Source organism: Luteimonas marina, assembly GCF_007859325.1.
Taxonomy (GTDB): Bacteria; Pseudomonadota; Gammaproteobacteria; order Xanthomonadales; family Xanthomonadaceae; genus Luteimonas; species Luteimonas marina.
In genome coordinates this window covers 261,247-274,134 of the sequence record NZ_VOHK01000002.1, presented here as the reverse complement: position 1 = coordinate 274,134, position 12,888 = coordinate 261,247, and the positions used below count along the sequence as shown (strand labels likewise).

At 65.8% G+C, this 12,888-nt stretch carries 10 protein-coding genes; 8 read left to right on the top strand and 2 right to left on the bottom strand.

Going from position 1 to position 12,888, the window contains the following annotated elements; all coding sequences use genetic code 11:
- Positions 1 to 114 precede the first annotated feature (114 nt).
- Positions 115 to 2,058, bottom strand: a complete 1,944-nt coding sequence (gene acs / locus FQY83_RS05330) for an acetate--CoA ligase (RefSeq protein WP_146385806.1) — start codon at positions 2,056 to 2,058, stop codon at positions 115 to 117.
- Positions 2,059 to 2,257: 199 nt separating this feature from the next.
- Here acs and FQY83_RS05325 point away from each other — a divergent pair, with 199 nt between their 5' ends.
- From FQY83_RS05325 to FQY83_RS05310, 4 genes are all read left to right on the top strand, one after another.
- On the top strand, positions 2,258 to 3,640 hold the full coding sequence (locus FQY83_RS05325) for a DcaP family trimeric outer membrane transporter (protein WP_238333416.1): 1,383 nt from the start codon (positions 2,258 to 2,260) through the stop codon (positions 3,638 to 3,640).
- Positions 3,641 to 3,688: 48 nt separating this feature from the next.
- Positions 3,689 to 5,323: an MFS transporter gene (locus FQY83_RS05320; RefSeq protein WP_425478590.1), complete on the top strand. Its 1,635-nt coding sequence runs from the start codon at positions 3,689 to 3,691 to the stop codon at positions 5,321 to 5,323.
- Between the two features lie 314 nt (positions 5,324 to 5,637).
- Complete coding sequence (locus FQY83_RS05315; RefSeq protein ID WP_146385802.1) at positions 5,638 to 6,270, top strand: DUF4145 domain-containing protein; 633 nt, start codon at positions 5,638 to 5,640, stop codon at positions 6,268 to 6,270.
- 82 nt (positions 6,271 to 6,352) lie between these two features.
- Positions 6,353 to 6,844 carry a YfbM family protein gene (locus FQY83_RS05310; protein WP_238333427.1) on the top strand — a complete coding sequence of 164 codons (492 nt, stop codon included), beginning with the start codon at positions 6,353 to 6,355 and terminating at the stop codon, positions 6,842 to 6,844.
- A 158-nt stretch (positions 6,845 to 7,002) separates the two neighbouring features.
- Here FQY83_RS05310 and FQY83_RS05305 read toward each other — a convergent pair whose 3' ends face one another.
- A complete protein-coding gene (locus tag FQY83_RS05305; protein WP_146385798.1) occupies positions 7,003 to 8,316 on the bottom strand; it encodes an MFS transporter in 1,314 nt (437 codons plus the stop codon).
- Positions 8,317 to 8,563: 247 nt separating this feature from the next.
- Between FQY83_RS05305 and cyoA the strand changes: the two genes are divergently transcribed.
- The 4 genes from cyoA (at position 8,564) to cyoD (ending at position 12,824) form a co-directional block, all read left to right on the top strand.
- On the top strand, positions 8,564 to 9,631 hold the full coding sequence (gene cyoA, locus FQY83_RS05300) for a ubiquinol oxidase subunit II (protein WP_146385796.1): 1,068 nt from the start codon (positions 8,564 to 8,566) through the stop codon (positions 9,629 to 9,631).
- A gap of 187 nt (positions 9,632 to 9,818) precedes the next feature.
- Positions 9,819 to 11,828: a cytochrome o ubiquinol oxidase subunit I gene (gene cyoB / locus FQY83_RS05295; RefSeq protein ID WP_146385794.1), complete on the top strand. Its 2,010-nt coding sequence runs from the start codon at positions 9,819 to 9,821 to the stop codon at positions 11,826 to 11,828.
- Positions 11,821 to 12,447 (top strand): cytochrome o ubiquinol oxidase subunit III, encoded by a 627-nt coding sequence (gene cyoC, locus FQY83_RS05290; RefSeq protein WP_146385792.1) that lies wholly within the window; start codon positions 11,821 to 11,823, stop codon positions 12,445 to 12,447. The genes cyoB and cyoC overlap by 8 nt, the downstream gene beginning before the upstream one ends.
- A complete protein-coding gene (gene cyoD / locus FQY83_RS05285) occupies positions 12,447 to 12,824 on the top strand; it encodes a cytochrome o ubiquinol oxidase subunit IV (RefSeq protein WP_146385790.1) in 378 nt (125 codons plus the stop codon). Before cyoC ends, cyoD begins: the two co-directional genes overlap by 1 nt.
- The last annotated feature ends 64 nt before the right edge of the window (positions 12,825 to 12,888 follow it).

Here is a 12,888-nt window from a genome sequence, read left to right as displayed (position 1 = left end):
TTGGTGATTGGAATGGCGGGGAATGGAGACCGGGATTCGTGATCGTGCGGCGAAAGGACGGATGCGGGATCCGCCCTTTCGAATCACCAATCACGAATCACCAATCACGGCCCTTCACGCCCCATGCCGGTTCTTCACCAGCGAATCCACCACCGACGGATCGGCCAGCGTGCTGGTGTCGCCGAGCTGGTCGGGCGCGTTCTCGGCGATCTTGCGCAGGATGCGGCGCATGATCTTGCCCGAGCGTGTCTTCGGCAGGCCCGGCGCCCACTGCAGGAAGTCCGGCGATGCGATCGGCCCGATCTCCTTGCGCACGTGCGCGACCAGTTCCTTGAGCAGCTCGTCGCTCTCGACCTCGCCCGCCACCAGGGTGACGTAGGCGTAGATGCCCTGGCCCTTGATGTCGTGCGGGAAACCGACCACCGCGGCCTCTGCGACCTTGGGATGCAGCACCAGCGCGCTCTCGACCTCGGCGGTGCCGATGCGGTGGCCGGAGACGTTGATCACGTCGTCGACGCGGCCGGTGATCCAGTAGTAGCCGTCCTCGTCGCGGCGGCAGCCGTCGCCGGTGAAGTAGGTGCCCGGATAGGTCTTGAAGTAAGTGTCGATGAAGCGCTGGTGGTCGCCGTAGACCGTGCGCATCTGTCCCGGCCAGGAATCGAGCAGGACCAGGTTGCCCTCGGTCGCGCCTTCGAGCCGCTTGCCCTCTGCGTCGACCAGCGCCGGCTGCACGCCGAAGAACGGCAGCGTCGCCGAGCCGGGCTTGAGGTCGACCGCGCCGGGCAGCGGCGAGATCAGGATGCCGCCGGTCTCGGTCTGCCACCAGGTGTCGACCACCGGGCAGCGGCCGTCGCCGACGACGTCGTAGTACCAGCGCCAGGCCTCGGGGTTGATCGGCTCGCCGACGCTGCCGAGCAGGCGCAGCGACGCGCGCGAGGCCTGCTTCACCGGCGCCTCGCCCTCGCGCATCAGCGCGCGGATCGCGGTGGGCGCGGTGTAGAAGATCGTCACCTGGTGCCGGTCGATGACGTTCCAGAAGCGGGAGAAGTCGGGGTAGTTGGGCACGCCCTCGAAGATCAGCGAGGTCGCGCCATTGGCCAGCGGGCCGTAGACGATGTAGCTGTGGCCGGTGACCCAGCCGACGTCGGCGGTGCACCAGTAGACGTCGTCCTCGCGCAGGTCGAACACCGCCTCGTGGGTGTAGGCGGCGAACAGCAGGTAGCCGCCGGTGGTGTGCAGCACGCCCTTGGGCTTGCCAGTACTGCCGGAGGTGTAGAGGATGAACAGCGGATCCTCGGCGTTCATGCGCTCGGGCTCGCAGGCAGCCGGCTGCGGGTCGACCACGGCGTCGTACCAGCGGTCGCGCGGCATCTGCATGTCGACCGCGCCGCCGGTGTGGCGCACGACCAGCACGGTTTCGACGGTGTTGGTGCCGGGCAGCTTCAGCGCGGCGTCGACGTTGGCCTTGAGCGGCACCTTGCGGCCGCCGCGCAGGCCCTCGTCGGCGGTGATGATCAGCCTGGCGCCGCAGTCGCCGACGCGGTCGGCGATCGAGTTGGGCGCGAAGCCGCCGAACACCACCATGTGCACCGCGCCGATGCGGGCGCAGGCGAGCATCGCCACCGCGGCCTCGACGATCATCGGCAGGTAGATGGTGACGCGGTCACCCTTCTGCACGCCCAGCTCGCGCAGGGCGTTGGCGAGCTTGCACACGCGCTCGTGCAGCTCGCGATAGCTGACGTGCCTGGCCGGCGAGTCGGGGCTGTCGGGCTCGAAGATCAGCGCGGTCTTGTCGCCGCGCGCGTCGAGGTGCCGGTCGAGGCAGTTGACGCTGGCGTTGAGCTCGCCGTCGCCGAACCAGCGGATGTGGAAGTCGGCCAGGTCGTAGCTGACGTCCTTGATGACGGTCGGCTTGCGGTACCAGTCCAGGCGCTCGGCGGCCTTGCCCCAGAAGGCCTCCGGGTCCTTCACCGAGGCCGCGTAGTCGCGCTCGTAGGCCGCCTTGTCGATACGCGCGCGTTCCGCGAATCCAGGCTTGACGGGGTAGATGTCGCTCATGTCGCCCTCCCGAGGCTCTGCCAGTCAAAAGTGCATGGGACCAGTGTGCCCCATCCGGGCATATTGCATCGCAACATGCCGCTAGGACTTTGGTCGCAAGTCCACGCGCCCCCTACCAAAGACGAATAGGCACCACCGGCGCCGACGCGCAGCCTCGGCGTGTCTCATGCGCACACCTATTCTCTGGGAGGGGAAGTTGATGACCAAACGCAGGCCACTGCGGCCGTTGGCGGCCGCAATGATGATCGCGCTGATCGCGCCCGGAGTGGCGTTCGGGCAGACCGCGAAGGAACGGGAACTGGAGGCGCGCATCGCCCAGCTCGAGGCGCAGGTGCAGGCGCTGCTGCAGTCGCAGCAGCAGACGCAGGCGACGGTCGCCGAAACGCGGACCCAGCTCGACGAGGTGAAGGTGGCGCAGGGCGCCGCGGACGACGGCAAGCCGCGCATCCAGCGCTCGCCGATCCTGACCGCGGGCAACCCCGGCAGCACCTTCTCCTACGGCGGCTTCATCAAGCTCGACGCGATGACCACCGACACCAGCGACGGCGTCATCGCCGAAGGTTCCGCCGGCCGCCTGTTCTACGTGCCGTCCACGATCCCGGTGGTCGCCAACGGCGCCGAGCCCGACACCGACCCCTACACCGACTTCCACGCCGCGTTCTCGCGCTTCTGGCTCGCCGCCGACCACGTCACCGAGGGCGGCGACAAGTTCAAGGCGATGATCGAGGTCGACATGTTCGGCGGCGGCAGCGCCAACCTCGGCAACGAGGTCTCGACCAACACCCACGGCGTCACCGTGCGCCACGCCTACGTGAGCTGGAACAAGTGGCTGGCCGGCCAGACCTGGTCGAACTTCCAGGACGTGGCCGCGCTGCCGGAGGCGGTCGACTTCGTCGGCGTCACCGAAGGCACCACCTTCGTGCGCCAGGCCCAGGTCCGCTACACCAGCGGCCCGTTCTCGGTCGCGCTCGAGAATCCCCTCACCACCGTCAGCAACGTCGCCACCGCGGCGCGCAACAACGCCGGCGGCAGCAACCTGGTGCCGGACCTGACCGCGCGCTACGTGACCAAGGGCGACTGGGGCCACTTCAGCGTCGCCGGCCTGCTGCGCCAGCTCAAGTCGGGTGACGAGAGCACCAGCGGCGCCGCGGTCAGCCTGTCGGGCAAGTTCAACCTCGGCGCCAGCGACGACATCCGCTGGATGGCGAACTACGGCTCGGGCATCGGCCGCTACCTGGCCTTCGGCCTGGGCGCGGACGCCGTGCTCGACGCCAACGGCGAACTGCATGCGCAGAACGGCGCAGGCGGCTTCGTCGCATGGCGCCATGCCTTCACCCCGCAGCTGCGCACCAACCTGATGTACTCCGTTGCCGAGTTCGACAACGACAAGGGCCTGGCCGGCTGGGGCCCGCTGAGCTACGCCGCCGTTGAACGCGCACAGTCGTTCCACGCGAACCTGATCTATTCCCCGTTCCCGAAGCTCGACATCGGTGCGGAGATCAGCTGGGGCGAACGCACGCTTGAGGACGACCGCGAGGGCGACCTGAGGCGTATCCACACGACCGTCAAGTACAGCTTCTAAGGGGAGCCGAAGATGTCAACAAGCAATCCAGCCGTCCACACGGGCGGCATGACCAAGGAACACCGCAAGGTCATCCTTGCCTCGAGCCTCGGTACCGTGTTCGAGTGGTACGACTTCTACCTGTACGGCTCGCTCGCCGCCGTCATCGCGGTCCACTTCTTCTCCTCGCTCGCGCCGGGACCGGCGTTCATCATGGCGCTGCTGACGTTCGCCGCAGGCTTCGCGGTGCGCCCCTTCGGCGCCATCGTGTTCGGCCGCTTGGGCGACCTGATCGGACGCAAGTACACCTTCCTCATCACCATCGTGATCATGGGCGTGTCGACCTTCCTCGTCGGCATCTTGCCCACCTACGCGACGATCGGCATCGCTGCGCCGATCCTGCTGGTGGTATTGCGATGCCTGCAGGGCCTGGCGCTGGGCGGCGAGTACGGTGGCGCGGCGACCTACGTCGCCGAGCATGCGCCGATGGGCAAGCGCGGCCTGTACACCAGCTTCATCCAGACCACCGCGACGGTCGGCCTGTTCCTGTCGCTGCTGGTGATCCTGGGCTGCCGCCTGATCCTGGGCAACGAGGCCTTCGCCGAATGGGGCTGGCGCGTGCCGTTCCTGATCTCGTTCGTGCTGCTGCTGATCTCGGTGTGGATCCGCATGCAGCTCAACGAGTCGCCGCTGTTCCAGAAAATGAAGGAAGAAGGCACCCGTTCCAAGGCGCCGATCACCGAGAGCTTCGGCAACTGGAGCAACGGCAAGATCGTGCTGCTGGCCCTGCTCGGCGCCACCGCCGGCCAGGCGGTGGTGTGGTACGCCGGCCAGTTCTACGCGCTGTTCTTCATGACCCAGACCCTGAAGGTCGACCCGGTCACCGCCAACCTGTTCATCGCGGCGGCGCTGGCGATCGCCACCGGCGGCTTCATCTTCTTCGGCTGGCTGTCGGACAAGGTCGGCCGCAAGCCGATCATCATGGCCGGCTGCCTGCTGGCCGCGGTGACCTACTTCCCGATCTTCAAGGGCCTGACCTACTTCGGCAATCCCGCGCTGTACGCCGCCTCCCAGGCGAGCCCGGCGGTGGTGGTCGCCGATCCGAAGGACTGCTCGTTCCAGTTCGTGCCGGGTGAGCTCAAGAGCCACGTCAAGTTCAGCAACTCCTGCGACATCGTCAAGAACCTGCTGAACGCGCGCAGCGTGAACTACACCAACGAGGCCGCCCCTGCAGGCTCGCTGGCCGCCGTGCGCATCGGCGAAACGGTGATCCAGAGCGTCGACCTGAGCGCGCTGTCGGGCGACGAGGCCGCCGCCGCCCAGGCCAAGCTGACCGCCGACCTGACCGCCGCGATCGACGCCGCCGGCTATCCGAAGGCCGCCGACAACAGCCAGATGAACAAGCCGATGGTGCTGGTGCTGCTGACGATCCTGGTGCTGTACGTGACGATGGTGTACGGGCCGATCGCGGCCTGGCTGGTCGAACTGTTCCCGACCCGCATCCGCTACACCTCGATGTCGCTGCCCTACCACATCGGCAACGGCTGGTTCGGCGGCTTCCTGCCGACCACCGCCTTCGCCCTGGTGCTGCTGACCGGCAACATCTACGCCGGCCTGTGGTACCCGATCGTGGTCGCGGTGATGACCTTCATCATCGGCACCCTGTTCCTGAAGGAAACCAAGGACGTCGACATCACGAAGTAAGGTTCGCGACAGCGATCCGCGTCACCCGGACGCCGGCCGCAAGGCCGGCGTTCTTTTTTGCCGCCGAACAGCGCAAGCCCAGAACCTCCTCGGGATCAAGACATCGATTTCCAGATATCAGCGAAAGATGGAGCGATAACGCTTGTCACCCCGCATAGGCACTCTCCGCCTGGGCGACATGTGGCGTCGATCCAGAAAGAAGGCATAAGCAACCCTTTGATCCCGCAGGCCATGTCCGCGCTTGACACATGAATGAGCCAAGCTGAACATCCGCCGATATCCTCGTTTTTGGGGACCAATAGGCGTTATGCCCCATGAGCAAATACTATCCGCCTACCTTCAGTGAAAAGCAGTTCCACTGCATCCACTGCGGCGTTTACGCAGCACAGCAATGGATTCCTCTGCCATTCTCACATTCCTCTTCGAGTAGCTCTCCAGTAACACGCTGCTTCTGTACGCATTGCAAGACCAATTCCTATTGGTACGAGGAGCAGATGGTCGTTCCGGCTGATTCGCCGGTTGAGCCTGCCCACACGGACATGCCTGAAGCGATAGTTGGTGATTACAACGAAGCTAGATCTATCTTCGGACGGTCGCCCCGTGCTGCGGCCGCACTCCTTCGCTTAGCAGTTCAGAAGCTAATGCCCGTGCTTGGGCAAGGTGGCGAGAACATCAATGATGACATCCGAGCGTTGGTGAGCCAAGGGCTTCCCACCCAAGTTCAACAAGCGCTCGATTACTGCAGAGTGATCGGCAATAACGCTGTGCATCCAGGCGAGATCAATCTCTCCGACACTCCAGAGATGGCGCAGAATCTTTTCGCGATGCTCAATTTTATTGTTGAAGATCGAGTCACAAGACCCAAGCAAATCCAAGCGCTCTACGAGCAATTGCCAGAGAAAGCACGTGCCGCTGTTGCCAAGCGAGATACCCCGCGTGGGGCATAACAATTCATTCAAGCCGATGCCGCTTCGCGGCACGGCTTAATTCTGGCGTTAGCCATCACACTGAAGGAGTCGCTACGTGGGAATGGCCGCATGCTTTATCGCAATCGACAAAGATGCCGTGAAGGCCTTCTTTGCAAACCCAGGTTCACTTGAAGAGTTCCTGAGCGAACAGTTCGAGTCTGAAGAGCCCACAAACATTGTTGACGTGGACAAATCATGGCACTGCATTCATTTCATGCTGACCGGCCAGGCGGATGGAGGAGAAGAGCCATTGGCTTGGGCCGTGCTGGGTGGAGAAGAAACTGGAGATGATGCCGGTTATGGGCCAGCCCGTATTCTCGTACCTGATCAGGTCAAGAGTATCGCTTCCGCTCTGGCTTCGATCGACAAGGCGAGCTTCTCATCTCGATATGATCCCGCCGCCATGAAGGCAGCTGACATCTACCTAAGCGACATGTGCGTGCGTGATGGTGACGAAGCTCTCGAATACATCGTCGAGAACTATCTCGGTCTTTCAGACTTTTATCGGGACGCCGCAGAACGTGGTGACGGCGCCGTTCTGCTCATCTGTTAGGTGATGGCCAACAATTCATTCAAGCCGACGCCGCTTCGCGGCGCGGCTTGACTGACGCATCGGGAAAGGCAGCCATGGATGGCTCGCGCGGGCGGAGGGAAGATCCCTCGCTGCGCCCGGGATGACGGGCAGCGAGGGTCAGGCCCGGCGGGGGCGACTCAGCTGCGCAGCCGCAGCATCCGGTTGACGCCCAGCGCGGCGAGGGTGCCGATCGCGCCCGAGAGCAGGTACAGGCCGATGTAGGGCAGGCCGAACTGCGCGCACAGGCCGAGCGCGACCAGCGGGGCGAAGGCGGCGCCGATCAGCCAGGCCACGTCCGAGGTCAGCGCGGCGCCGGTGTAGCGGTACTTCGAACCGAAGTTGGCGGTCACCGCGCCCGCCGCCTGTCCGTACGACAGGCCGAGCAGCAGGAAGCCGAGCAGCACGAACACGTCCTGGCCGAGGCCGCCGGCGCCGAGCAGGGTCGGCGCGAAGCCGCTGTACATCGCGATGCCCACCGCGGTGCCGCCAAGGGTCCTGGCACGGCCGACGCGGTCGGCGACGAAGCCCGAGGCGACGATGCCGCCCGCGGCGAGCAGGCCGCCGAAGACCTGCAGCACCAGGAACGCGCTCACCGATTCCTCGGTGAACAGTTCGATCCACGACAGCGGGAAGATCGTGACGATGTGGAACATCGCGTAGCTGGCCAGCGCCGCGAATGCGCCGATGATCACGTGCCGGCCCTTGGCGCGGAACAGTTCGCGGGTCGGCGTCGGCTCGAGTTCCAGCTCGCCCATCTTGTCCTGGAACTCGTCGGCGACCACCAGGCGCAGGCGCGCGAACAGCGCCACGACGTTGATCGCGAACGCGGCGAAGAACGGGTAGCGCCAGCCCCAGGCGAAGAAGTCCTCGGTCGACAGGCTCGAGATCAGGAAGGCGAACAGCGCCGCGGCGACGATGAAGCCCACCGGCGCGCCGAGCTGGCCGAGCATGGCGTACCAGCCGCGCCGCTCCTTGGGCGCATTCAGCGCCAGCAGCGAAGGCAATCCGTCCCAGGAACCGCCCAGCGCCACGCCCTGCAGCACGCGGAACAGCGCCAGCAGCACGATCGCCGCAACGCCGATCCTGTCGAAGCCGGGCAGGAAGGCGATGCCCGCGGTCGCGGTGCCGAGCAGGAACAGCGCCGCGGTCAGCTTGGTGCCCCGGCTCCAGCGGCGCTGGATCCACATGAACAGCACCGTGCCGAAGGGGCGCGCCACGAAGGCCAGCGCGAACAGCGCGAACGCGTACAGCGTGCCGGTCAGGCGGTCGACGAACGGGAAGAACACCGTCGGGAACACCAGCGCCGAGGCGATGCCGTAGACGAAGAAGTCGAAGTATTCCGAGGTGCGGCCGACCACCACGCCGACCGCGATCTCGCCCGGCGCGATGTCCGCGTGCGCGCGTGCGCCGTGGTCGTGAGTGGAATGGATGGCGTCGGGATGGGCGGACATCGGCGGCAGGGCTCGTCTTGCTGGGGGCGCAGGCCCATGACCTCTGCAGGAGCGGCTTCAGCCGCGACCGGACATCCACGGCGTCCGGACGGGTGGTCGCGCCTGAAGGCGCTCCTACAAGGGATGGGGCCGATCGATAGTGTCGCAGCGGCGCGCCCGCGATGCGATGGGACAAAACGTCCAATGGTCCTGACCTGCCGCGCTGACTACATTGACCTGGATCAATCGGTTCCCGGTTCGTCCGTCCATGTCCGCCATCCGTCGCGCCCTCCGCTGGCTGCCCGCCCTTGCCCTACCGCTCATGGCCGGCTGCAGCACCGTCGTCCTGTCCCCGCCCGGCGACATCGCCGCGCAGCAGGGCAAGCTCATCGTGGTCGCCACGGGGCTGATGCTGCTGGTCATCGTGCCGGTGATCGCGATGACCCTGCTGTTCGCCTGGCGCTACCGCGCCTCCAACCGCAAGGCCACCTACACGCCCGACTGGGACCACTCCACCCAGCTGGAACTGGTGATCTGGGCGATCCCGCTGCTGATCATCATCGCCCTGGGCGCGATCACCTGGATCAGTACCCACCTGCTCGATCCGCACCGCCCGCTCGACCGCATCGCGCCCGGCCGCCCGGTCCCCGAGGGCGTCGAGCCGCTGGAGGTGCAGGTGGTGGCGCTGGACTGGAAGTGGCTGTTCGTCTATCCCGAGTACGGCGTGGCCTCGGTCAACGAGATGGCCGCCCCGGTCGACCGGCCGATCCGCTTCCGGCTGACCTCGTCGAGCACGATGAACGCGTTCTACGTGCCCGCGCTGGCCGGGATGATCTACACCATGCCGGCGATGGAGACCAAGCTCCACGCGGTGATGAACGAGGCCGGCGACTATGAAGGCCTGTCCTCGCACTACAGCGGCGAAGGCTTCTCGCACATGCGCTTCCGCTTCCATGCGCTGCCGGAGGAAGGATTCTCGCAGTGGATCGCGGCCACGCGCGCCGGCGGCGGCGCGCTGACCCGCGACGAGTACCTGAAGCTGGAAGTGCCCAGCGCGCGCGAACCCGCGCGCCGCTACGCCAGCGTCGACAGCGGCCTGTTCGACGCGGTGGTCAACCGCTGCGTCGACACCGACCGGCTGTGCATGCACCAGATGATGGCCTACGACGCCATGGGCGGGCTGGGGCTCGACGCCATCGACGCGCTGGCGAGGCCGCGCCGCGGCAACCTCGCCTCAGGCCCCTTCGTCAGCGCGGGCGTCTGCACCGTGGACCGGCTGCCCGCCCCGTTCCCGGCGGCCCCGCAATCCGTCGCCGGAGGCCTGCAGGCGCCCTGACGAACGATCCAGACAACTGTCATTTCGAGCGCAGCGAGAAATCTGCGTTCCAGGTCTTCCGAGATTGACCAGCTTCGCTGTTGTAAAGCGCTTCTCACTACGTTCGGAGTGACAAACCGGAGTTTTCCCGGCGCGACCCCAACACGCCCCTGATCCAACGCACCACCGCTTTCCCCCGGAAACACCGATGGCCCTCGACCCCTCCACCGTCACCCACTCCCCCCTGACCGGCCGCATGGCATGGGACGCGATCCCGATGCTGCACGACCCGATCATCGCCGCGACCTTCGTCGGCACCGTCATCGGCGGCCTCGCGCTGCTGGCGCTGATCACGAAGCATCGGCTGTGGGGCTGGCTGTGGCGCGACTGGTTCACCAGCATCGACCACAAGAAGATCGGCATCATGTACATGGTGCTGGGCCTGGTGATGCTGCTGCGCGGCTTCGCCGACGCGATCATGATGCGCCTGCACCAGGCGATGGCCTTCGGCGACAACCTCGGCTACCTGCCGCCGCACCACTACGACCAGATCTTCACCGCCCACGGCGTGATCATGATCTTCTTCGTGGCGATGCCGCTGGTCACCGGCCTGATGAACTACATCGTGCCGCTGCAGATCGGCGCGCGCGACGTGGCATTCCCGTTCCTCAACAACTTCAGCTTCTGGATGACCACCGCCGGCGCGATGCTGGTCATGCTGTCGCTGTTCTTCGGCGAGTTCTCCACCTCCGGCTGGCTGGCGCTGTCCAACCTCGGCAACCAGGACACCGGCGTCGGGCTCGACTACTACATCTGGGCCCTGCAGATCGCCGGCGTGGGCACGTTGTTGTCGGGCGTGAACCTGATCGTGACCATCGTCAAGATGCGCGCGCCGGGCATGGGCCTGATGAAGATGCCGGTGTTCACCTGGACCGCGCTGTGCACCAACGTGCTGATCGTGGTGTCGTTCCCGGTGCTGACCGCGGTGCTGGCGCTGATGACGCTCGACCGCTACGTCGGCACCAACTTCTTCACGACCGACCTCGGCGGCAACGCCATGCTGTACGTGAACCTGATCTGGATCTGGGGCCACCCGGAGGTCTACATCCTGATCCTGCCGGTGTTCGGCGTGTTCTCAGAAGTGGTGTCCACCTACTCGGGCAAGCGCCTGTTCGGCTACAGCTCGATGGTCTACGCCACCGTCTGCATCACCGTGCTGTCGTACCTGGTGTGGCTGCACCACTTCTTCACGATGGGCTCGGGCGCCAGCGTCAACTCGTTCTTCGGCATCACCACGATGATCATCTCGATCCCGACGGGCGCGAAGATCTTCAACTGGCTGTTCACCATGTACCGCGGCCGCATCCGCTTCGAGGTGCCGATGCTGTGGACGATGGGCTTCATGATCACCTTCGTCATCGGCGGCATGACCGGCGTGCTGCTGGCGGTGCCGCCGGCCGACTTCGTGCTGCACAACTCGCTGTTCCTGGTGGCGCACTTCCACAACGTGATCATCGGCGGCGTGGTGTTCGGACTGTTCGCGGCGATGACCCACTGGTTCCCGAAGGCGTTCGGCTTCAGGCTCGACGACTTCTGGGGGAAGATGGCGTTCTGGTTCTGGCTCGCCGGCTACTGGTTCGCGTTCACGCCGCTGTACGTGCTCGGCCTGATGGGCGTGACCCGGCGCGTGAGCCACTTCGAGGATCCCTCGCTGCAGATCTGGTTCCAGATCGCGCTGTTCGGCGCGGTGCTGGTGGCGATCGGCATCGCCAGCTTCCTGATCTGCCTGGTCGTGAGCTTCCGCAGGCGCGAGCAGTTGCGCGACGTCACCGGCGATCCGTGGAACGGGCGCACGCTGGAGTGGTCGACCTCGTCGCCGCCGCCGGACTACAACTTCGCCTTCACCCCCGTGGTGCACGACAACGACGCCTGGGCGGACATGAAGCAGCGCGGCTTCCGGCGCCCGACCAGCGGCTTCGGGCCGATCCACATGCCGCGCAACACCGGCGCCGGCGTGATCCTGTCGGTGCTGGCGACCGCCTGCGGCTTTGCGCTGATCTGGCACATCTGGTGGCTGGCGGCGGCCTCGCTGCTGGCGGTGGTGGCCTACGCGATCTGGCACAGCTTCGACCGCGACCGCGACCACCACATCCCCGCCGAGGAAGTCGCCGCGACCGAGGCCGCGCGCACCGCGCAACTGGAGGGCATCCGTGTCTGAGTCCATCGCCCTGAACCATGCCGACGGCTCGCCGGTCTTCCTCGACGAGCGCGGCGCGCACCATCCGCAGAACGGCACCCTGCTGGGCTTCTGGATCTACCTGCTCAGCGACCTGATGATCTTCGGCAGCCTGTTCGCCACGTTCGGCGTGTTCTCGAAGAGCTACGCGGCCGGCCCCGCCGGCGGCGACCTGTTCGACCTGACGCTGATCGCGGTCAACACCGCGGTGCTGCTGCTGTCGTCGATCACCTACGGCTTCGCGATGCTGGCGATGCAGCGGCGCAACGCGCGCGGCACCATCGCCTGGCTGCTGGTGACCGGCGCGCTGGGCCTGGTGTTCCTCGGCATCGAGCTGTACGAATTCCAGCACCTGATCCACCTTGGCGCCGGACCGCAGCGCAGCGCGTTCCTGTCGGCGTTCTTCGCCCTGGTCGGCACCCACGGCCTGCACGTGCTGTTCGGCGTGCTCTGGCTGGTGGTGCTGTGCATGCAGGTGGGCCGCTGGGGCCTGAACCGCACTACCACGCGCCGCATCGCCTGCCTGTCGCTGTTCTGGCACTTCCTCGACGTCGTCTGGATCGGCGTCTTCACCTTCGTCTACCTGATGGGCACGCTGTGATGAGCGAGCATTCCCCGAATCACCACGACGACTTCCTCGAAGACGGCATCCCGCACGTCAGCGGCAGGGAATACCTGACCGGCTTCGTGCTGTCGGTGCTGCTGACCGCGATCCCGTTCTGGCTGGTGATGGCCAAGGTGCTGCCGACGCCGACCATCACCACCCTGGTGGTCCTCGCCTTCGCGATGGTGCAGGTGGTGGTGCACATGGTCTATTTCCTGCACATGAACCCGAAGTCGGAGGGCGGCTGGAACCTGCTGGCCCTGATCTTCACCGCGGTGCTGCTGGTGATCGTGCTGATCGGCACGCTGTGGGTCATGCACCACATGAACAGCAACATGATGCCGGCGATGCACGACATGCAGAGCATGCCGTAGGGCTGCCTTCTGCCCCCTTCTGCCGTCATTCCAGCGCAAGCTGGAATCCATCGCGGAAGCGCCC

Excerpts from the sequence above, each read along its gene's own strand:
- acs (WP_146385806.1), bottom strand. The coding sequence starts at position 2,058 with ATGAGCGACATCTACCCCGTCAAGCCTGGATTCGCGGAACGCGCGCGT.
- FQY83_RS05325 (WP_238333416.1), top strand. The coding sequence starts at position 2,258 with ATGACCAAACGCAGGCCACTGCGGCCGTTGGCGGCCGCAATGATGATC.
- FQY83_RS05320 (WP_425478590.1), top strand. The coding sequence starts at position 3,689 with ATGACCAAGGAACACCGCAAGGTCATCCTTGCCTCGAGCCTCGGTACC.
- FQY83_RS05315 (WP_146385802.1), top strand. The coding sequence starts at position 5,638 with ATGAGCAAATACTATCCGCCTACCTTCAGTGAAAAGCAGTTCCACTGC.
- FQY83_RS05310 (WP_238333427.1), top strand. The coding sequence starts at position 6,353 with ATGGCCGCATGCTTTATCGCAATCGACAAAGATGCCGTGAAGGCCTTC.
- FQY83_RS05305 (WP_146385798.1), bottom strand. The coding sequence starts at position 8,316 with ATGTCCGCCCATCCCGACGCCATCCATTCCACTCACGACCACGGCGCA.
- cyoA (WP_146385796.1), top strand. The coding sequence starts at position 8,564 with ATGTCCGCCATCCGTCGCGCCCTCCGCTGGCTGCCCGCCCTTGCCCTA.
- cyoB (WP_146385794.1), top strand. The coding sequence starts at position 9,819 with ATGGCCCTCGACCCCTCCACCGTCACCCACTCCCCCCTGACCGGCCGC.
- cyoD (WP_146385790.1), top strand. The coding sequence starts at position 12,447 with ATGAGCGAGCATTCCCCGAATCACCACGACGACTTCCTCGAAGACGGC.